Origin of the sequence: Brachybacterium sp. AOP43-C2-M15 (assembly GCF_052446295.1) — a bacterium.
Lineage (GTDB): Bacteria > Actinomycetota > Actinomycetes > Actinomycetales > Dermabacteraceae > Brachybacterium.
In genome coordinates, this window is record NZ_JBQSWB010000025.1 from 13495 (window position 1) to 33418 (window position 19924).

14 protein-coding genes and 2 tRNA genes are annotated in these 19924 nt (G+C 73.5%); 6 read left to right on the forward strand and 10 right to left on the reverse strand.

The genetic code is table 11. The annotated features are described in order from the left end of the window. A complete protein-coding gene (locus ACT3SP_RS17660) occupies positions 1-1251 on the reverse strand; it encodes a glycine cleavage T C-terminal barrel domain-containing protein (RefSeq protein ID WP_444588603.1) in 1251 nt (416 codons plus the stop codon). Between the two features lie 147 nt (positions 1252-1398). On the opposite strand from ACT3SP_RS17660, the gene ACT3SP_RS17665 reads away from it, so the two are divergent. Further along, the gene (locus ACT3SP_RS17665) at positions 1399-2178 is read left to right on the forward strand and encodes an IclR family transcriptional regulator (RefSeq protein WP_444588604.1); all 780 of its coding nucleotides are present in this window, start codon (positions 1399-1401) and stop codon (positions 2176-2178) included. Between the two features lie 2 nt (positions 2179-2180). Here ACT3SP_RS17665 and ACT3SP_RS17670 read toward each other — a convergent pair whose 3' ends face one another. The 3 genes from ACT3SP_RS17670 to ACT3SP_RS17680 form a co-directional block, all read right to left on the reverse strand. Then, positions 2181-4703, reverse strand: a complete 2523-nt coding sequence (locus ACT3SP_RS17670; protein ID WP_444588605.1) for a GcvT family protein — start codon at positions 4701-4703, stop codon at positions 2181-2183. 78 nt (positions 4704-4781) lie between these two features. Then, positions 4782-5915 (reverse strand): alpha/beta hydrolase, encoded by a 1134-nt coding sequence (locus ACT3SP_RS17675; RefSeq protein WP_444588606.1) that lies wholly within the window; start codon positions 5913-5915, stop codon positions 4782-4784. A gap of 304 nt (positions 5916-6219) precedes the next feature. After that, positions 6220-6295: transfer RNA gene (locus ACT3SP_RS17680), tRNA-His, on the reverse strand. A gap of 130 nt (positions 6296-6425) precedes the next feature. Here ACT3SP_RS17680 and ACT3SP_RS17685 point away from each other — a divergent pair. Continuing rightward, positions 6426-6776: a thiamine-binding protein gene (locus ACT3SP_RS17685; protein ID WP_444588607.1), complete on the forward strand. Its 351-nt coding sequence runs from the start codon at positions 6426-6428 to the stop codon at positions 6774-6776. A 58-nt stretch (positions 6777-6834) separates the two neighbouring features. Here the strand turns inward: ACT3SP_RS17685 and orn are convergent, their stop codons facing one another. Then, entirely contained in the window at positions 6835-8739 is a 1905-nt protein-coding gene (gene orn, locus ACT3SP_RS17690) for an oligoribonuclease (RefSeq protein WP_444588608.1), read from the reverse strand. 116 nt (positions 8740-8855) lie between these two features. Here orn and ACT3SP_RS17695 point away from each other — a divergent pair, with 116 nt between their 5' ends. Next, complete coding sequence (locus ACT3SP_RS17695; protein ID WP_444588609.1) at positions 8856-9383, forward strand: acyl-CoA thioesterase; 528 nt, start codon at positions 8856-8858, stop codon at positions 9381-9383. Here the strand turns inward: ACT3SP_RS17695 and ACT3SP_RS17700 are convergent. Next, the gene (locus ACT3SP_RS17700) at positions 9337-9615 is read right to left on the reverse strand and encodes a hypothetical protein (RefSeq protein WP_444588610.1); all 279 of its coding nucleotides are present in this window, start codon (positions 9613-9615) and stop codon (positions 9337-9339) included. The genes ACT3SP_RS17695 and ACT3SP_RS17700 overlap by 47 nt on opposite strands. 96 nt (positions 9616-9711) lie before the next feature. On the opposite strand from ACT3SP_RS17700, the gene ACT3SP_RS17705 reads away from it, so the two are divergent. Further along, positions 9712-10710 carry a TolB family protein gene (locus tag ACT3SP_RS17705; RefSeq protein ID WP_444588611.1) on the forward strand — a complete coding sequence of 333 codons (999 nt, stop codon included), beginning with the start codon at positions 9712-9714 and terminating at the stop codon, positions 10708-10710. Here ACT3SP_RS17705 and ACT3SP_RS17710 read toward each other — a convergent pair. Further along, positions 10680-12248 (reverse strand): SDR family oxidoreductase, encoded by a 1569-nt coding sequence (locus ACT3SP_RS17710; protein ID WP_444588612.1) that lies wholly within the window; start codon positions 12246-12248, stop codon positions 10680-10682. The two genes, ACT3SP_RS17705 and ACT3SP_RS17710, sit on opposite strands and share 31 nt — an antisense overlap. A 124-nt stretch (positions 12249-12372) precedes the next feature. On the opposite strand from ACT3SP_RS17710, the gene ACT3SP_RS17715 reads away from it, so the two are divergent. Both ACT3SP_RS17715 and ACT3SP_RS17720 read left to right on the forward strand, forming a co-directional pair. Then, positions 12373-13218: a glycosyltransferase family 2 protein gene (locus ACT3SP_RS17715; protein WP_444588613.1), complete on the forward strand. Its 846-nt coding sequence runs from the start codon at positions 12373-12375 to the stop codon at positions 13216-13218. Further along, positions 13215-13760, forward strand: a complete 546-nt coding sequence (locus tag ACT3SP_RS17720; RefSeq protein ID WP_444588614.1) for a hypothetical protein — start codon at positions 13215-13217, stop codon at positions 13758-13760. Before ACT3SP_RS17715 ends, ACT3SP_RS17720 begins: the two co-directional genes overlap by 4 nt. Before the next feature lie 128 nt (positions 13761-13888). Here ACT3SP_RS17720 and ACT3SP_RS17725 read toward each other — a convergent pair. The 3 genes from ACT3SP_RS17725 to ACT3SP_RS17735 form a co-directional block, all read right to left on the reverse strand. After that, positions 13889-13961: transfer RNA gene (locus tag ACT3SP_RS17725), tRNA-Arg, on the reverse strand. 15 nt (positions 13962-13976) lie between these two features. Next, entirely contained in the window at positions 13977-14879 is a 903-nt protein-coding gene (locus ACT3SP_RS17730) for a DNA-formamidopyrimidine glycosylase family protein (protein WP_444588615.1), read from the reverse strand. Then, a complete protein-coding gene (locus ACT3SP_RS17735; protein ID WP_444588616.1) occupies positions 14879-19753 on the reverse strand; it encodes an ATP-dependent helicase in 4875 nt (1624 codons plus the stop codon). The genes ACT3SP_RS17730 and ACT3SP_RS17735 overlap by 1 nt, the downstream gene beginning before the upstream one ends. Between the last annotated feature and the right edge of the window lie 171 nt (positions 19754-19924).

Genomic DNA, 19924 nt, shown 5'->3' on the forward strand with positions numbered 1-19924 from the left:
TCAGGCCCGGCCCGCGCCGCCGCTCGGAGCGCCCGCGCCGAGCGCCGTCACATCGCTCTTGGGCTGCTCCTTCGTCGGATCGATGAAGGGCTTGGGGACCACGGTCGCCTCGACCAGCTCCTGGCCCGAGGGGAGCCGGGCACCGAGCCGCTCGCCGACGTCGACCATGAAGGAGGTGCCGACGGCGGAGAGGGCTGCCGGGACCAGGGCCAGGCCGATGTTCTTCTCGAGCCGGGGGGAGAAGCAGGCCGAGGTGACCTTCCCGACCTCCTCGCCGTCGTGATGCACGGCGAAGGCGTCGATCATCGAGCCGTCGTTGTAGGTGCCGAGCCTCTCCCCGCCGATCTCGAGCCCGACCAGCATCCGCCGCGGCCCGTCGGCCTTGATGCGCGTCAGCGCGTCCTTGCCGATGAAGTCCGCCTCCTGCTCGAGGTCCACCATCCAGTCGTAGCCCATCCCCACCTCGAAGGGGTTGGTGTCCACCGTGATGTCGGCGCCGTGGGCGAGCATGCCGCCCTCGATGCGGCGCAGGTGGCACGGGCCGATCACCCGCAGGCCGTAGGGCTCCCCGGCGGCGAGCACGCGGTCCCACAGCTTCTCGGCGTCGCGGGAGGCGTGGTGGACGTAGATCTCGTAGCCGATCTCCCCGGTGTACCCGGTGCGCGAGACGGTCACCTCGATCCCGTCGATGGTGAAGTCGTGCAGGTAGTAGTAGCGGATGTCCGCGACCGCATCGCCCACCAGATCGCGCATCACGGCGTAGGACCTCGGGCCCTGGACCTGCACGGGCCCCACGTCGATCTCCTCGATCCGCACGTCCATGCCGGCGTGGGTCGCGACTCCGCGGGCCCACAGCAGGATGTCGCTGTCGGCGAGGGAGAGCCAGAAGCGGTTCTCCTCCAGGCGCAGCAGGATCGGGTCGTTGAGGATCCCGCCGTGCTGGTCGCAGAGGAAGACGTACTTGCACTGACCCACCTTGCACTTCGACAGGTCCCGAGTGACCAGCAGGTTCGTGAAGTCGAAGGCGTCCGGGCCGGAGATCTCGATCTGCCGTTCGACGCCGACGTCCCAGAGGGTGACCCCCTCCAGCAGGGCCCAGTACTCGGCGAGCGGATCGCCGTAGTGGCGGGGGTGGTAGGTGTGGTTGTACACGCTGTACATCGCGACCCCGTGACGCCGCGAGGCGTAGAAGAACGGGGACTTGCGGATGCGGGGGTACAGCAGCATCTGGGGATTCGGGTTCACGGTCATCGTGGCCTCCAGGAATCGTGTCCGTCCTCCACTGTGGCATCATGGTGCGCTATGCGCAATAGGTTGCGCACTACGCATGAGCCGATGTGAGAGCCCGTCGGAGGGCCGACGGGAGCGCCGCGCCGAGGCGCGGGGAGAGGAGCGATCATGACCACGGTGCAGTCGGTGGACCGGGCGGCGCTGATCCTCGAGATCATCGCCCGCGACGGCGAGGCCGGTGTGGGACGGATCGCGAAGGAGCTGGGCGTCCACCAGTCCACCGCCTCGCGACTGGTGGCCGCGCTTGAGGGGCACGATCTCGTCGAGCGGCGGGCCGAGGGGGCGCCGGTGCAGCTGGGTGTCGGGATCCTCCGTCTGGCCGCCGCGACCCGCCCGCGTCTGGAGCTGACCGCCCAGGCGGGTCCGGTGTGCGAGGCGCTCGCCGAGGAGCTCGGGGAGACGGTGAACCTCGCCGTGTACCGCTCCGGGGCGGCGGTGAACCTCTACCAGGCGCAGGGCGCCCGCACCGTGGCCCTGCACAACTGGGTGGGGGACGCGACCGTCCTGCACGCCACCTCCAGCGGGAAGATGCTGCTCGCGCACCTGCCCGAGCCGCAGCGGGAGGCGGTCCTCGACGGCGCCCTCGAGCGCTTCACCGAGCACACCGTGGTGGACCCGAGGGCCCTGCGCTCCCAGCTGGTGGAGGTGGCCAGGGACGGGTGGGCCGTCGCGGAGGAGGAGTTCGAGGAGGGGCTGAACGCGGTGGCCGCCGCGATCCACGGTCCGGAGGGGGACGTCCTCGCCGCGCTCTCCGCGGCGGGCCCCACCTATCGCCTGGGTCACGACCGCCTCCCGGAGGTCGCCTCCCGGGTGCGGGAGGCGGCGCAGGAGATCTCGCACCGCCTCGGTCACCGCGAAGAGCCGGGAAGCGCGCTCGCCGCCGAGTGAGGTCAGCCCTTCATCCGGGAGTCCTCCGGGTCGAAGGGCGGGGTGCGGCCCACGCCGATCACCTCGGCGCCCAGGCGTGCGCCCAGGTACTGCACCTGCAGGGCGGTGCCGACGCGTGCCTGGGCGAGCGGGAGATAGGCCAGCAGCAGATAGCGCCCGAGCGAGGGGGCGGGGCCGGCCGAGGTGACGTAGGAGCGGCGGCCGGCGGCGTCGACCAGCAGCTCGCCGTCGGCGGAGAGCACGGGCTCGCCGCCCGTCGGGAAGCGCGCGAGGTCCGGGTCCTGCGGCGGGTCGGTGAGCGCGAGGGTGCACAGCATCGCCCGCGGTCCGCGCTCGCGCGCGGCCAGGTACGCCGCCTTGCCCACGAAATCGGCGCGCTTGACCTTCGGCAGGGCGAGGTCGGCGTCGACCGGATCGTGCTCGGCGGTGAGCTCGGCGCCCATCAGCCGATACCCCTTCTCGAGCCGTCCCGTGGTGCCGTACACCCCGATCCCGGCGGCGATCACGCCGAGCTCCTGCCCGGCCTCCCACAGCAGGTCCCAGAGAGCCGGGCCGTGCTCGGCGGGGACGTGCACCTCCGCCCCGTTCTCGCCCACGTAGGAGATCCGCAGCACGGAGGCAGGGATGCTGCCCAGCTGCAGGTCCTGGGCGGTGCCGAAGGGGAAGGCGGCGCGGGAGACGTCGGCGTCGGTGACGGCGCCCAGCAGCTCCTCGGCACGCGGGCCCCACACGCCGATCGTGGTCACCGCGGAGCTCGCGTCGACCAGCTGCGCCGAGCCGTCCGCGGGCAGGTGCGCGGTGAGCCAGGCGTGATCGCGGCCGCCCTCGGTCCCGCCGGTGATGACGCGGAAGTCCTGCTCGCCGCGGCGCACGATGGTCAGGTCGCTGCGGAAGGTGCCCGCCGGGGTGAGCAGCGGGGTGTAGACGGCCCGTCCCACGGGCACGTCGATGCGGGCGAGGGCGAGGTGCTCGAGGACGGCGCACGCACCCGGGCCGCGCACGTCGAGGATCGCGAAGGCGGCCAGGTCGATCATCGCCACGCCCTCGCGCATCGCGAGGTGCTCGGCCTCGATGATCGGGGACCACCAGCGCCGGTCCCACTCGTGGGTGCGCGGTGCGATCCGCTCCGCGAACCGCACCTGCAGCGAGGCGTTGGCGCCGTACCACTGCGGCCGCTCCCATCCGGCCGCCTCGTAGTACTCCGCGCCGAGCGCGGCGGTGCGGGCATGGACCGGGCTCGTGCGCGAGGGGCGGTCCGAGAGCCACTGCTCGCGCGGATGGGTGATCCCGTAGGTCTTCGGGAAGCCCTCGGCGGCGCGGGCCCGCACATGGGCCTCCGTGCGCGCGGCGGGATGGAACCGGGTCGGGTCCGAACCGCGCGGATCGATCTCGCTGCTGCCCTCGGTGAGCAGCTCGGCGAGCATCCGGCCCACCCCGGCGGCCTCCTTGATCCACACCGCGGCCGCGGACCACAGCCCTCGCACCTCGGGCAGCTCGCCCACCAGCGCGCCGCCGTCGGGCGTGAGGGAGAGCAGTCCGTTGATCGCCGCACGGCGCGGCGGCTCGGGATCGGTGAGCAGGCCGGGGAACATCTCGCGGGCATGGCCCATCTGGGCGGTGAAGTCCTCCTCGGTGAAGGGGAAGGAGGTGGGGGTGGGCTGGCCGGGATGGTTCCCCACCGGCGGGATCTCGCCGGGGCGATGCAGCAGGGGGCGGTGCGCGTAGGAGCCGATCTCGAGATCCGCCCCGCGCTGGCGCTCGTACATGAGCCGGTCCATGTCCCGCAGCAGGGGGAAGCTGAGCCACTGCCCGGTCTCCTCCAGCGCCGGGATCGGGCCCACGTCGATCATCTGGTGCACGGCGGGGGAGAGCGGGATCGCGGCGCCGGCGAGGGCCGCGACCTGCGGGCTCCACACCCCGCAGGCGATCACCACGGTCTCCGTCTCGATCTCGCCGCGGTCGGTGAGCACCCGGTGCACGCGCCCGCCGCGCAGCTCGAAGCCCGTCACCTCGGTCTCGGCACAGGTGGTGAGCGCGCCGCGCTCCTCGGCCCGGGCACGGAACAGCTCCCCGGCCCGCAGCGGGTCCAGGATCGCCCCGGTGGGGGTGTGGAACCCGCCGATCAGCAGGCTCGCGTCGCAGAAGGGGACCAGCTCCTGGATCTCGGCGGGGGAGACCAGGTGGGCCTCGACGCCCCAGGAGAGGGCGGAGGTCATGCGCCGGGTCAGCTCCTGCATCCGTTCGGCGCTGCGCGCCACCTCGATGCCGCCGCAGTGGTCGAGCACGCCGAGCTCCGTGTACTGCCGCAGCGAGTCGACGGTGAGATCGGTGATCTCCTTGGAGTGGTCCACCGGGAAGACGAAGTTCGAGGCGTGCCCGGTCGAGCCGCCCGGATCCGGCAGCGGCCCCTTGTCGATCTGGACGATGCTCCTCCAGCCCAGATCGGCCAGGTGGGCGACGGCGGCGTTGCCGACGACCCCGGCTCCGATGACGACGATGTCTGCGGTCTGCGGCAGCTGTGCCATGGCGTCCTCCCCGAACGGGCCGTTGGCCCTCCCACGGTAGTCGCGCGCAGGGGGTTTGCCCAGAGCCGGAGGGCGCCTTCAGCGCCGCGCCGACGGAGGCACGTGCCGGGTGAGGAAGTGCTCGATCCCGTCCACCACGGCACGGCACCGCGGCGAGGCGAACAGGTCGAAGCCGTGCTGGGCGCCGGGAAGCTCCGCATAGTCGACCGCGGACGGTGAGCCGGCCCTCAGACGAGCGACGAGATCGCGCGCCTGCTGGACCGGGACCCAGTTGTCGCGGTCGCCGTGGACGGCCACGATCGGCGGCGCATCGTCGACGGGGAGGTCCAGGGGATGGGAGACGGGCCGCTGCCCGGGAGCCTGCTCGTAGTACCTGCCGTAGAACCCGTACAGCAGCACCGCCGCGGCGAGACGGGTGTCGGTCCGCTCGAAGCCCGGCTGCAGCGCTGGATCGTTCGCGGTCAGCGCGCAGTGGATCGACAGGTGCGCTCCGGCGGAGCTGCCGGACATGACGATGCGCTGCGGATCCATCCCGTGCTCCTCGGCGTTCTCGTGGACCCAGGCGATCACCCGCTTCGCGTCGACGAGATGCTCGGGCCAGGTCGCACGAGGTCGCAGGCCGTAGTTCGCGCTCACCACCACCCACCCGAGGCGGGCCATCCGATGCTTCAGGGGAGCAGACTCGAAGTGCTTGCTCCCGATGCGATAGCCGCCGCCGTGGAGGTAGATCAGCACCGGAGCGGGGCCGTCCTGGCTGGAGCGGTCCCGACGACGGTAGAGGTCCAGCAGGTGCTCCTTCCCGCCCGGGCCGTAGCGGAGGTTCGGGAGGCGCTCGACGGAGCGTGGCCGGCGGGGGAGCGGGAGCAGCCACGCCCAGCAGGCGGGACGCGCCGTCCCGGGCATCCCGATCTCCCGCGCGACCGCGCCGCGAGCCCGGCGGACCCGGAGCTGGAGAGCGATCAGGCCCGCGAGGACGAAGGCCCCCAGCACCAGGGCGAGCAGCCCGGAGGCGTCGGCCCGCGGCGCCCCTGCACGGAGCGCGTTCGCGGTGCTCAGGACCAGCAGGAGCAGCACCAGCCCCGGCAGCTCGTTCGCGGCGACGCTGAGGTAGTACACCGCACGCGCGAGCGGCACCGGGCGGTGCGGCGGTCGGAGCATCGCCGCCGTGACGAGGGCCCAGATCAGCAGCGTGATCACATGGCCGTACGGCATGGGATTCTCCTCCGATCGGGGACGGGCGCGGCGGTGCCTCCGCGGGCGCTCACGGGGATCTCCGCCGGCGAGACCGCGCCTCGGGCCGTGCCGAGCGAGGTCCCGTCCCGACCCTAGGAAGAGACCTCGGGGAGGGCCAGGAGATTTCGGAGGGGGCGAGCGGGGCCGAGCGCCTGCGCGTGGTGTGCATCCACGCCTCGTCGCAGAGCATCCAGGAGTTCGTCGACCCGGGAGCCGTGCCTCCCGCCTCGCCGTCCGAGAGTTGACCGGGAACGAAAAAACGCCCTGTCGCCAGGGCGTTTCTTGGGGTGATCGACGGGATTTGAACCCGCGACCGCCTGGACCACAACCAGGAGCTCTACCAACTGAGCTACGACCACCATGTGCGAGCTCGAGACCCGCAACGAGAGACAAGCATACCGTCTCCTCGCAGCGAACTCGCCCCCGAGAGGCCTGGTGGGAGTGTGAGACGCGTTGCACTGGGGGAGCGGCGCGGAGCAGACTGCTCCCATGATCGTCGCCTTCTCCGTCCAGCCCACCGGTGAGCCCTCCGACCCCGCCCTCCAGCGTGCCCTCGAGGAGGGCTCCGACGGTGCGAGCGTGCACGACGCGGTCGCGGCCGCGGTGAGGGTCGTGCGCGACTCCGGCCTGCCCACCCGTACCTCCTCGATGTTCACCGAGATCGAGGGGGAGTGGGACGAGGTCATGGACGTGGTCAAGCGCGCCACCGTCGAGGCCGGGCGCTACGGCTCCCGCGTCTCACTGGTGCTCAAGGCGGACCTCCGGCCCGGCCACGAGGGCGAGCTCGACGGCAAGGTCGAGCGCATGGAGGCCGCCGTCGACCGCCTCGAGGGCCGCTGAGACCCGGACGGAGCTGCCCGGACGGAGCGGAGAGCGTCGTTCAGAGGTCACGCGTTGTTCAGAGGTCCGCGTCGAGCCGGCCGTCGCGCAGCGCCGCCGCCAGGGTCGGGGTGACCGGCAGGCGGGGGATCAGCGTGGCCTGGAAGGCGTGGTAGATGTCCGGCTTGCCGGGCCAGGTCACGCCCTGCGGCTCGTTGTCCGCGTCCAGCTCGTGGAACCAGGAGCCGTTCTCGGCGTCCAGCAGGTAGGTCGAGATGTACTCCCACCACTGCTCGTAGCGCTCGGCCCAGATCCGATCGCCGGTCACCTGGTGCATCACGGCGGCCGCGCCGACGGCCTCGGCCGCGACCCAGTGCATGCGCTCCGCGGTGACGGGGGCGCCGTCCCAGTCCACGGTGTACACCCAGCCCGGAGCGCCGTCGGCGCCGAAGGCCGCGGCGGACTTCTCCATCAGCGCGGTCGCGGCCTCGAGCATCCACTCCGGGGCCTCGCCGTCGGCCGCGAGCAGCGCGGCGCGAGCGTGGAGCACCAGGCGCGCCCATTCGATCCAGTGGCCGATGGTCGCGCCGTAGGGGCGGAACGGGTGGGCGGGCTGGTCCTCGTTGTAGTCCAGCAGCGGGGACCAGTCCACGTCGAAGTGCTCGGGCAGAGCCCAGTCGTTGGCGCGGGCGAACTCGTCGATAGCGCGGGTCGCGATGCCCACGGCGCGGTCGAGCCAGCGGCGCTCGCCGGTGACGTCGGCCGCGGCCAGCAGCGCCTCGACGGTGTGCATGTTCGCGTTGATGCCGCGGTACTCCTCGCAGGTGGAGAAGGTGCGGTCGAAGGTGTCGACGCTCATGCCGGCGGAGGGCTCGAAGAACTTCGCATCGAGCACCTCGAGCGCCTCGTCCAGCAGCTCCTTCGCACCGGGCCGGCCCGCGGCGGTGGCCGAGGCGGCGGCGAGGACCACGAAGGCGTGGGCGTAGGCCTGCTTGGAGTCGTCCACGACCCTGCCGTCGGCGACCGCGGAGAACCATCCCCCGTGCTCCCTGTCGCGGAACACCCCGCGCAGCGAGGCCAGGCCGTGGTCGGCGAAACGGCCGTAGTCCGGGCGGCCCAGCAGGTGCCCGAGGGCGAAGCTGTGGGTCATGCGGCAGGTGATCCACAGCTCGGACGGCCGGGAGAGGTCCGGGCCGCCGTGCTCGTCGAGCCAGGCGAAGCCGCCGTCCTCCCGGACCGACTCCGAGGCGAACAGCAGCAGCTCGTCGCCCTCGCCCGCGAGCCAGGTGCGGTGCGAGGCGCGGTCCAGCCAGGGCACGTGCGGGGAGGGCGCGGCGGCCGAGCTCGTCGGCGCGGGGGAGTCCTCGCGCAGCTCGAAGGTGCGGGCCGCTCCCTGGGCCTGGGCGGTGGTGGGGCCGGGCTCGTCCACGAGCAGCACCTCCCGGTAGTACTTGAGCTCCTGGATCGACTCGCGGATGTCGGCGAGCGCGCGGTGGCCGCCGTGCTTGGCGGGGATGTTGTAGTACACCCGCGGGAACCAGCGCTTGGCGAGCTCCTTGAGGCTGGAGACGTCGATCGTGCGGTAGGAGAGCCAGGAGGCGAACTCGGGCACGTCGCGGTCCAGGAACACCCGGTCGGTGCCCACGCTGTTGCCCGCGAGCGGCGCCTTGCCGGGTTCGGGGCAGTACTGCTGCACGTAGGCGAGGCACTGCGCCTGTGCCTCGGCGAGAGTCGTCCCGCCGTCGAGCTCCTCGAGCAGGCCGGAGACGGTGTGCATGTTCACCACGAAGGGGTCCATGCCCTGCAGCGCCTCCGCGGGGGGCTTGATGACGACGTCGACACCGTCCCCGAGGATGTTCAGATCCGCGTCGGTCACGAGGACGGCGATCTCGACCAGCGCGTCGCGCTGCTTGTCGAGGCCGGTCATCTCGCAGTCGACCCAGATGATGCGGTCATTGATGGCACGGGTGGAGCTGGAGGTCACCGGACCACAGTAGCGCGGGCGCGCACGGGGCGAGGGACGGTCGCGGCCGACGGCGGTTACCCTTCAGTCACCCGCGCTCATCGACGAGCCGACGCGAGCTCTGGGAGGATCCCGCCGTGAACCTGTACTTCCGCCTGCTGCTCTTCATGCTCCGCGTGCGCCTGCGCAGTCGACTGAGCATCTGGGACACCTCGCACGTGACCTTCCGCGTGAACCCCGGGGACCTCGACGTGCAGCGGCACATGAACAACGGCCGCTACCTGACCCTCATGGACCTGGGGCGCATGGACCTCATGGTGCGCTCGCGGTTCTGGCAGCGCGTCACCGAGAAGGGCTGGTACCCGGTGGTGGCGGGGCAGACCATCACCTATCGCCGGTCCCTGCAGCTGTGGCAGCGGTTCGACCTCGCCTCGCGCGTGATCGGCCACGACGAGCGCTGGATCTACATGGAGCAGGTGTTCCGGCGCGACGACGAGCTGGTGGCCGACGCCGTCGTGCGCGCCCGCTTCCTGCGGAGGTCGGGAGGTTCGGTGCCGATGGACGAGGTGCTCGCGCTGGCCCGGCCGCTGCCCGAGGATCTCGAGCTGCCGGACTGGGTCACCGAGTGGAACGAGGGCTCCTCGCGGCACGGTCGGGAGCTCTGAGCCGACGGCGCAGCTCCTCGACGAGATGGAGCACCAGCAGCAGTGCGACCACGGCCAGCAGGATCCACTGCTCGAGCACCACCGCCAGCACACCGGCGATCGCGAGAGCCGCGAGGAAGACGATCCCGAGCGTCCGCTGCGAGACCCCCAGCAGCCGGGACCCGAAGCGGGTGCGGGCGAGCCGCAGCAGCACGAGCACGAGGATCGCGGCGATGGTCAGGACTCTCAGCACGGTCTGGGGCTCCTCACGAGGTGGCGGCCGCCAGCGTAGCGAAATGATCCTGGTCCCGGCCTCCCTGCGGGCGCGCGGCCTGGCAGACTGCCGCGCATGAGTGAACGTGAGGATGCCTCGGCCCAGGAGCGCGACGGTGACGCCGTGCCCGAGCACGAGCAGGGACGGCGGCCCGGCCGCCGACTGCGCCCCGGTCAGCGCTGTCGGATCCGGATCTGGGACCGCGCCACGGGAGAGGTGCGCACGGTGCACGAGTCGGCGGAGCGGCTCTACGAGGCCCCGAACTGGACGCCGGAGGATCGACTGCTGGTCAACGCCGACGGCCGACTGTGGTTCCTGCCCGCCGACGGCGGCGCCGCACCGCGCCCGCTCGAGGTCGCGGGCCTGCCGCCGGTGAACAACGACCACGTGCTCGCCCCGGACGGCACCGCGATCTACGCCTCCGCGAACGACGGCCACGTCTGGGAGGTCCCGCTGGCAGGACCGTCCTCCGCGGGAGCGCCGTCCACCGCGGGCACTCCGCGTCGCATCACCGCCGAGGACGGCGGGCTGCACTTCCTGCACGGAGTGAGCCCTGACGGCGCCGCCCTCGCCTACGTGCACGTGCTGCCCGAGGGCGAGGACCGGTGGGGGAGGGTCACGATCCGTGTCATCGGCGTGGACGGCACCGGTGACCGAGCGGTCACGACGGATCGCGGCCCGGCGGACGGCTGCGAGTACACCCCCGACGGCGAGTGGATCCTGCTGAACACCGAGCAGTTCAGCCAGACGCCCGGCCATGCCCAGCTCGCCCGCATCCGGCCCGACGGGACCGGACTCGAGCAGCTCACCCGCGACGAGCGGGTGAACTGGTTCCCGCACATCTCCCCGGACGGGGACGTGCTCGTCTACCTGAGCTTCGCACCGGGCACCCTCGGCCATCCCGAGAATCGTGAGGTGGAGCTGCGCCTGGTGCGCGCGGGGGAGTGGGATCGGCCCACCACCGTGGTCGGGCTCCACGGGGGCCAGGGGACGATCAACGTGCCGAGCTGGGCACCGGACAGCTCGGCCTTCGCGTTCGTGGACTACCCCGTCGGCGCGGAGACGGCGTCCTGACCCGTTGACCCGGCCTCCTCGGCCTCCTCGGCGGCCCGGGCGATGTTCCGCTGCATGCCGCCGAACACCACGCCGTGGAAGGGCCACACGGCCCACCAGTACAGATCCCCGACGATGCCGCGGGGGTGGTAGACGGCCCGCTGGCGCAGCACCGAGCCGCCGCCGTCGGCCGCATCGACTGCGAGCTCGAGCCAGGCCCGGCCGGGCAGGCGCATCTCGGCCCGCAGGCGCAGGAGTCGGCCGGGGTCCAGGCGCTCGACCCGCCACCAGTCGACCGCCTCGCCGACCGTCAGGCGATGAGGATGGCGCCGACCGCGACGCAGCCCGGGACCGCCCACCACCCGGTCCATGAGGCCGCGGGCGACCCAGCCCAGGCGCCACGAGTACCAGCCGTTGGAACCGCCGATCCCCTCGATGACGGCCCACACGGCGGCCGGCTCGGCATCGACGTGGCGGCTGCGCTCATCGCGTCGGGTGACGCCGCCGGACCATTCCGGGTCCTCGGGCAGCGGGGCCGAGGGGGCGCCGGCCGGGGTGGCCGAGTGCCATGTGGTCGCGACCTCGGACTCCCGGATGCGCTCGAGCGCGAGAGCGATGGCCCGGTCCACCCCGATCAGCCCGTGCTCGGGATCCGGGATCACGGAGCGCACCGCGGAGTCCGCGGCGACCGCCTCGTGGACGAGGGATTCGACCAGCGGTCCGGCGATGGAGCGGGGCACCGGCGTGACCAGGCCGATCCAGTGGCTGGCCAGTCGCGGCGTGAGCACGGGGACGGTGCGGAGGCGGCGGCGGGGCAGTCCGGCGGCCCGTGCGTAGGCCTGGATCAGGTCGGCGAAGGTGAGGACGTCGGGCCCGCCGACGTCCAGGGTGCGATCCGCGGCGCCCTCGACCCGCGCGGCACCGACGAGGTAGTGGAGCACGTCGCGCACCGCGATCGGCTGGATCCGGTTGTGGACCCAGCGCGGGGCGACCATCACCGGCAGGCGCTCGGCCAGGTACCGCATGACCTCGAAGGACGCGCTCCCGGAGCCCAGGATCACGGCCGCGCGCAGCACGATCGTCGGCACCGCGCCGTCGAGGAGGATCTCCGCCACCTCGCGCCGGGAGGCCATGTGCGGGCTGAGCTCCTCGGCCGCCGGATGCATCCCGCCGAGGTACACGATGCGCGAGACCCCGGCGCGCTCCGCGGCGGCGGCGAAGTGACGGGCGCCGGTCCGATCCCGGTCGCCGAAGTCCTTGCCCCCGCCCATCGTGTGGATCAGGTAGTACGCGACCTCGACGTCCCTCAGGGCCGCGTCGAGGCTGTCCGGCTCCTGCACGTCGCCCTCGACGACCTCGACGGCATGCCGCCACGGCCGACCGTCCAGGCGGTCGGCCCGTCGTGCGAGGGCGCGGACCCGCAGCCCGGCGTCGAGCAGCGCCGGGACGAGCCGGCCCCCGATGTAGCCGGTGGCCCCGGTGACGAGCACCAGGGGCGCATCGTGCGGAGGCGTGCCGGGCTCGTGCTCGGCGGGCTGGTGGGGTGCGTCGGTGGTCATGTGATCTGGCCCTCTCCGGTCGTCCTGCGAGGCCGGCGGAGGAGCCGCCCGCCTCGGCACGCGGTCCGTCGCCCGGCGCGCATCTCGGACGGACGACGACTTCTTATGTAGCCTATCTAAGGAGATGAGCACTCGATCCCACGCTCGCGCCCGGCGACGCCCCCGGGAACGTCGTCGAGCCGCGCATGCCGACGCGACGCGCGCCTCGTCGAGGAGCTCGGTCGTGGTCCCGGTGCGGGACGACGCCGCGCAGCTGCGAGGCCTCCTGGACGCCCTGGCGCGGCAGACGCGCCCACCGCTGGAGGTCATCGTCGTCGACAACGGCTCACGGGACGACAGCGCCGACGTGGCCCGGGCGGCCGGCTGCATCGTCCTCTCCGAGCCCCGGCCCGGCATTCCCGCCGCGGCCGCCGCCGGCTACGACCGGGCACGGGGCGAGGTGATCCTCCGCTGCGACGCGGACAGCCGTCCCCCTCCCGGGTGGATCGCCGCCCACGAGAGAGCGCACCGGCGCGGCGGCTCCCGGGTCGTGATCGTCACCGGCCCCGCCCGCTTCCGTCTGCCGCCTCCGCTCGGCGTGCTCGCCGCGGCGGCGTACCTGGGCCTCTACATGGTCGCCGTGGGCGCCGCGCTCGGACACCTGCCGGCCTTCGGGACCACGATGTCGATGCGCACCAGCTGGTGGCGAGAGGTCCGCGGTCGCGTCTCGCGCTGCGACGGCGTGCACGACGACATGGACCTGTCCTTCCAGGTGGGGCCGGACAGCAGCGTTCGTCTCGACTGGTCGGTCAGGGTGTCGATGTCCCCGCGGGCGCTCCGGATCGACCGGGGCGGCCGCCGACGCTGGGCCCGCGGCCTGACCACCCTGCGCCGCAGCTGGAGGACACAGAGGCCGTGGGAGCGCTGGGCGGAGAGGCTCTCGAGCCGGTGCGCCCGGCGACCGGCCCGGACCGCTTCGGCGACGCCGTGAGGCGTGCGCACGATGGACCGCGCCGGGGCCGGGAGGCGGCCCTGCTGCCCGTGCGCTGGTCCGGTCTGGCCCTCGCGGCCGGATTCGCGGCCTCCGGCCTGTGGGTGGAGGTCGCGGTCGCGATGCTGGTGGCGCTCGCCCAGGTCGTGGGATGGCGGACCCGTCTGCCCCTGCCGTGGGAGGTGGCCACCTCGGCCCTCTGCCTCCTCGCCGCGGTCAGCTCGTTCCTGCTGCTGTACGAGAGGTTCCCCTGGTGGGACATGCCGGTGCATGCCGCGCTCACCGGGGTGCTGGCGGTCCTCGTAGCCCGAGTGGTCCGGACGCGCTCGCCCTCGGTGACCGAGGTGGCCGTCACGGGCGCCGTGCTCGCGGTGCTCTGGGAGGTGATGGAGCTGGCCGGGTGGCACTGGGTCGACTCCTCCGTCCACGTCGCACCGCTCGACACCGCTCTCGACCTGGTCGCCGGAATGGCAGGAGCCGTCGGGGCCGGCCTGGTGTGGCAGCGACCGGGCCGCGACGAGGACCGTCGTGGTGACGAGTGAAGGCGTGCGCGGCGTGCGGAACGAGGGGAGCTGATGAAGGAGCCGACGAATGTGCCGACGACAGCGCCGATCGACGCCGAGGCGCGGCACGTGCAGGGGGGCGGCCGGGCATCGAGCCTGGCCGACGGTGCCCCCAGCAGGACTCGAACCTGCAACCTACGGATTAGAAGGCCGTTGCTCTATCCATTGAGCTATGGAGGCTGACGGGCCAGGAGTCTACCGAGGATCCGGGCCTCTCATCGCGCGGGGGGCGCCCGGACCGGTCTGGCAGCGAGGGCAGAACCACAGCACGCGCGGCTCCGTGCCCTCGAGACGGGGCTCGCCGAGCTCGCCGCGCTGGATCCGGGCCCGGCACCGTCGGCACTGCCGGCCACCGCGTCCGTAGACCCACAGGTCCCCGTCCCGGCCCAGCATCCCGCCGGTGGTGACCCGCACCGCGCGATCCAGGTTCAGGGCCAGCAGCCGTCGGGCGAGGTCCACGAACGCGCCGAGGTCGCCGACGGAGGCGACGGGGGCGGCCGGGTGGACCCGTTGCAGGAAGCACAGCTCGCTGCGGTAGATGTTGCCGATCCCGGCGAGGTTGCGCTGGTCGAGCAGGGCCAGGCCGATCGGTCGGGTGGGCTCCGCGGCGAGATTCTCCCGGGCGCGCTCACGCAGGGACGGGTCCTCGTCCCATGCAGGATCCAGCAGGTCCGGCCCCAGGTGCCCCACCAGCTCGGCCTCCTCGGCGGTGCGCACCAGACGCACCTGCTTGACGTCGTAGGCGATGGCGCGGGCTTCCCGGCCCTCGTCGTGTCGCGCGGTGAGCGCCACCCGGATCGTCTCCGCCGATCGGGGGCCGGCGCTGGTGTCGCTCGAGCGCAGAGCCCTCCCGTCCACGTGCCAGATCCCGTCCATCATCAGATGGGTGTGCAGGGTCAGGGACGCCGACTCGGGGGACGGCGGTATGAGCCGCATCAGCAGGTGCTTGCCGCGCGGACGCACCTCCCGCACCCGCCAGCCGACCAGGTCCGCAGTCGCATGGCGCGGCACTCGCAGGTCGCACGCCGTCAGCGTCGCCCCGGCGAGCGCCTCGTGCAGGACGCGGCACTGCCGCGCGACGGTGTCCCCCTCGGGCATCAGCGACCGCCTGCGCGCAGGCGCAGCGACTTGGGGGAGCGGTAGCAGCCGGCGGCCACGAGCGCCTCGCCGACGGGAGCGACCGGGGAGGCGTCGATCGGATGGCCGTTGATCCGTTCGATCCGCAGCTGGGGCAGGCGCGAGTCCTCGGCGATCGCGGCGACCAGCTGCGCGGCGGCGGCCGCCGTCGCGGCCTCCGCGGCGAACCACAGCAGGTGCTTGGCGCCCTTGTCGACCACCGCCAGGACGTGCCCGTCCTGCAGCAGGACGAGCGCGCCGGCGCGGCGGGCGGGCCGCACCGTCGTCCCCTCCGGCGGATCGATGCTCAGGGCCGGCCAGGCGAGCGCCGCCCCGTAGGGGTTCGCGGGATCGGTCGCCGCGAGCGCCACCGTCGTGGCGTCCGCGGAGGGCCCCACCCCGGAACCGTCCGGGCCGCCTGCGCCGTCAGGGCCGCGCGACGTCTCCGTCTCCCGGTCGCGGTCGCGCAGGCGGTCCACCGCCTCGACCGGAGCGAACTGGGAGGCGCCCAGCCCGTCCACGAAGTAGCCGCGGCGGCAGCTGCCGTTCTCCTCGAGCACGGAGAGCACGCGGTACACCGCGGCGAAGCTGCCGGGGACGTCTTCCACGTCCATCGCACCGCGGGTGAGCACGCCGTGCCGGTCCAGCAGCAGCGTCGCGAGCGCTCCCGCCCGGGCAGCAGGGTCCACCGGATCCACTCGCACCGCGGACCAGCGCCCTGCCCCGGACGGGCCCGTGGACAGCTCGGAGACGGAGGTCGCGCCCTGCCGCATCATCGCGGCCGACAGCCGCGCGGCGCCGCGCCGGGTGAGCGGCCGGGACCGGCCCGTCGTCCGGGAGGTGCGGGACGGGGCAGCGCCGCGGCCGTAGGTGCGCAGCGCCTCGAAGGAGTCGTTGGTCAGCAGCCCGGCGAAGGCGAGGTCCCACAGAGCCTGCTGCATCTGCTCGGGGGCGGCTGCCTCTCCGCCGTCGGCGAGGGCGGCGAGGATCTCGCCGTGCCGCAGCGCGCCGGGGGTGCCGCGCAGCAGGGCGAGGATCCGCGCGGGCAGGGAGCCCTCTGCAAGGCCCTCTGCGGCCTCCTCGAGCGCGTCGGCGTCGAGGCCCAGCGGCAGCGCGTCCGCCAGGTGCAGCCGGATCCAGGCGTCGTCGCCGCCGAGCCGGCCGTGCCCGGTCCACACGAGCTCGCCGGCCGCGAAGGCCGCGTCCAGCAGCGCGGGGGTCACCTCCGGCAGCCGTGCGGGCAGCACCTGCGACTCCCAGGCGGACAGCGGCAGGGACACCCCGGCGAGCTGGTCGACCACGGACAGCAGGCCGTCCCGGCCGTTCCAGGCGGCACGCTCCCGGCGGCCGTCGGGGCGGCGGCCGGCCAGGTGCTGCCACTCGCCGAGGAAGCGTGCGTACACGGGGCCCGGTACGGGCGCGATCTCGCGTCGGGAGGCGGCGAGGCTCGCCCGACGGATGCGGCGCAGCACGTCCACCTCGACCCACTCCTCGCCCTCCCGGCCCGGGGTGAACTCGCCCTGCGTGAGCGTGCGCTCCGCGGTGAGCTGCTCGAGGGCGCTGCGGGCGACTCCGGGGGCGAGACCGAAGGCCTCCACGGGCTCGGCGGCGGGGAACGGGCCGCGACCGCGGGCCCAGCGGGAGAGCAGCTGGGCGACGGCGCGGTCCGCCGGGCCCAGGTGCGCCTGCGGGATCCCCGAGGGGAGCGCCGTCCCCAGTGCATCGCGCAGCAGGCCGGCGTCCTCGATCGTCGCGAGGTGCTCGCGCCCGGCGATGCGCACGACGATGATCCGCCGCGTCTCCTGCAGGCGGGCGAGCTCGGCCGCGACGTCGACGTCCGCGGCGGCCCGGGCACTGATCTGCTCGTGCGTGAGCGGACCGAGGCGGCGCAGCGTATCGGAGATCTGCTCCCCGCTGCGCAGGGCCCGCTCCTCGGTGAGGCCCTGCAGGCGGTTCTCCACCTCGGCGATGACCTCGGCGTCCAGCAGCTCGCGCAGGCTCACCGAGCCCAGCAGCTCGGCCAGCAGCGACTGGTCCAGCGCGAGGGCTGCGGTGCGGCGCTCGGCGAGCGGGGCGTCGGTGTCGTAGAGGAACTGCGCCATGTACCCGAACAGCAGCGAGCGCGCGAACGGCGAGGGGGAGGGGGTCTCGACCTCCCGCACCTCGAGCCGGCGCCGGCCGATCTGCCCCATCAGCTCCACCAGCGCGGGGAGGTCGTAGACGTCCTGGAGGCATTCCCGGGCGGCCTCGAGCATGATCGGGAAGTCCGGATGGGGGCGTGCCACCTCGAGCAGGTGCGCGGAGCGCTGGCGCTGCTGCCACAGCGGCGCGCGCTGGTTCGGGTCGCGCCGCGGCAGCAGCAGGGCGCGCGCCGCGCACTCCCGGAACCGCGCCGCGAACAGGGCGGAGGAGCCGACCAGCCGGCGCACCTCCTCCTCGATCTCCTCGGGGGTGAAGACGAACAGGTCCGCGCCGGGCGGCTGCTCACCGTGCGGGATCCGCAGCACGATGCCGTCGTCGGCCGCCATCACCTGACCGTCCAGGCCGTACCGCTCCTCGACCCGGGCACCGACCGCGAGGGCCCACGGTCCGGTGATGCGCTGCCCCAGGGCGCAGTGCAGCACCACCCTCCAGTCGCCGAGCTCGTCGAGGAAGCGTTCGACGACGAGCTGCTGCGGCCCGGGCACGGAACCGGTCGCCTCCCGCTGCTCGGCCAGGTGATCCAGCAGCACGGTACGGGCGTTGCCGTCGAGTCCGAGCGCGCGGAGCCGCTCCTCGGCCGCGGAGTGCTCGAGGACGGAGAGCTCGGACTGCGCGGCGGCGATCGCGCGACCGAGGCTCGCCGGGCGACCGTCCCCGTCGCCGTGCCAGAAGGGGATGCGGCCGGTGAGACCGAAGGCGGGGGAGACGGTCACCCTCGAGGCGGTGATCTCCTCGATCCGCCAGCTGGTGGTGCCCAGGGTGATCACGTCCCCGCGACGGGACTCGTAGACCATCTCCTCGTCCAGCTCGCCCACCCGGCGCGGCTGGGCGTCGTCGTCCCCGGCGACCAGGTGCACCGGGTACAGCCCGCGGTCAGGGATCGTGCCACCGCTGGTCACGGCCAGGCGCTGCGCCCCCGGACGGCCCGACAGCGTCCCGGTCTCGTGGTCGTGCACGAGCCGCGGACGCAGCTCGGAGAAGGCGGTGGAGGGATAGCGGCCGGCGAGCAGGTCGATCGTCTGGTCGAAGGCGGAGCGGGGCAGCGCCCGATAGGGGTGTGCGGAGCGGACCAGGTCGAACCACCTGTCGACCTGGAGATCCTCCATCGCGGCGGCCGAGACCGTGTGCTGGGCCAGGACGTCCAGCGCGTTCCGCGGCACCGCGAGCGGCTCGATCCTCCCGGCGACCGCCTCCTGCACCGCCACGGCGGTGCGCAGCACGTCCGCGGCGTGCAGGGGATGCAGGGAGCCGGTCGAGACGGCGCCGACGTCGTGCCCGGCGCGCCCCACCCGCTGCAGCAGGCTCGAGACCGACATCGGCGCGGCGACCTGGAGCACGAGGTCCACCGCGCCCATGTCGATCCCGAGCTCGAGGGAGGAGGTCGCGACCACGCAGCGCAGCGCCCCGGACTTCAGCTGGTCCTCGATCTGGGCGCGCACCTCCTTGGACATCGAGCCGTGGTGGGCACGCGCGATGTCCTCGACCTCCTCGACCTCCTCGACCTCCTCGACCTCCTCGACCCCCTCGACCTCCTCGAAGCCTTCGACCTCCAGGTCTGCTGCGTCCTGAGCGTCCGGGTCGTGCGCCCGGGACCGGGCCTCGGCCTGCCCGGCGAGCCGCCGCGCATGCAGCCGGTTGAGCTTGCCGGTGAGCCGCTCGGCCTGGCTGCGCGAGTTCGTGAACACGATGGTGGAGCGGTGCGCGAGCACCCTCTCGAGCACGGCCCGCTCCACGTGCGGCCAGATCGTGCCCGAGACGTCCTCGTCGTCCACCGCGTCGGCGGGCGGGTCGATCGCCTGCAGGTCCGGGACCGGCAGGGTGACCGTCAGGTCCCACCGCTTGGTCGACTCGGGCCGCACCACCGTCACCTCGCGGGCGCGGTCGGTGCCGGTGAGGAACGCGGCGACCTCCTCGACCGGTTCGACGGTCGCGGACAGGCCGATGCGCTGCGCCGGGGTCTCCAGCATCGCGTCGAGCCGGGCCAGGGAGAGGGCCAGATGCACCCCGCGCTTGGTCCCCGCCACGGCGTGGACCTCGTCGAGGATCACGGTGTCCACCCCGCGCAGCGTCTCTCGCGCCTGCGACGTGAGCATGAGGAACAGCGACTCGGGGGTGGTGATGAGGATGTCCGGCGGGTGGGAGCCGAGGCGGCGCCTCTCGGCGGCCGGGGTGTCGCCGGTGCGGACCCCGACGCTGACCGCGCAGCGCGGCTCGCCGAGCCGCTCGGCCGTGCGCGCGGTGCCCACCAGCGGGGAGGTCAGGTTCCGCTCGACGTCCACGCCGAGTGCCTTGAGGGGCGAGAGGTAGAGGACACTCGTGGTGCCGCGCGCCCTTCCGGGGCGCTCGCCGCCGCCTGCGGAGCGGCCCGTCCGGCGGCCCGCCGAGGGGGAGGCGGGGACTGCTGCTGTGCTCTGCCTGCTCGCGCTCTGCCGGCTCGTGCTCTGCCCGCCGGAGCTCAGGCGGTCGATCGCGGTCAGGAAGGCGGCCAGGGTCTTGCCCGAGCCGGTGGGGGCGACCACGAGGGTGTCGTCCCCGCGCCCGATCGCCTCCCACGCGGCGGCCTGCGCGGGCGTGGGCGCCTCGAAGGACTCCTCGAACCACGCCGCGGTGGCAGGGGAGAACGACGACGGGAGCACCGGGGACGTCGTGGCCATCGCACCATTGTGACGCCCGGTCCCGACAACGGGACGCACACGGCACCGCGCCCTCCGCCGAACCACCCCGCCCTGCCGCCCGTCGGCGCATCGTGGCAGGATGGACGGCACGGCGGGCCCCGCAACGGCTGGTCCCGCGCAGAACACGACGAAGGGATGATCCACATGGCG

Excerpts from the sequence above, each read along its gene's own strand:
- ACT3SP_RS17660 (WP_444588603.1), bottom strand. The coding sequence starts at position 1,251 with ATGACCGTGAACCCGAATCCCCAGATGCTGCTGTACCCCCGCATCCGC.
- ACT3SP_RS17665 (WP_444588604.1), top strand. The coding sequence starts at position 1,399 with ATGACCACGGTGCAGTCGGTGGACCGGGCGGCGCTGATCCTCGAGATC.
- ACT3SP_RS17670 (WP_444588605.1), bottom strand. The coding sequence starts at position 4,703 with ATGGCACAGCTGCCGCAGACCGCAGACATCGTCGTCATCGGAGCCGGG.
- ACT3SP_RS17675 (WP_444588606.1), bottom strand. The coding sequence starts at position 5,915 with ATGCCGTACGGCCATGTGATCACGCTGCTGATCTGGGCCCTCGTCACG.
- ACT3SP_RS17685 (WP_444588607.1), top strand. The coding sequence starts at position 6,426 with ATGATCGTCGCCTTCTCCGTCCAGCCCACCGGTGAGCCCTCCGACCCC.
- ACT3SP_RS17705 (WP_444588611.1), top strand. The coding sequence starts at position 9,712 with ATGAGTGAACGTGAGGATGCCTCGGCCCAGGAGCGCGACGGTGACGCC.
- ACT3SP_RS17710 (WP_444588612.1), bottom strand. The coding sequence starts at position 12,248 with ATGACCACCGACGCACCCCACCAGCCCGCCGAGCACGAGCCCGGCACG.
- ACT3SP_RS17715 (WP_444588613.1), top strand. The coding sequence starts at position 12,373 with ATGAGCACTCGATCCCACGCTCGCGCCCGGCGACGCCCCCGGGAACGT.
- ACT3SP_RS17730 (WP_444588615.1), bottom strand. The coding sequence starts at position 14,879 with ATGCCCGAGGGGGACACCGTCGCGCGGCAGTGCCGCGTCCTGCACGAG.
- ACT3SP_RS17735 (WP_444588616.1), bottom strand. The coding sequence starts at position 19,753 with ATGGCCACGACGTCCCCGGTGCTCCCGTCGTCGTTCTCCCCTGCCACC.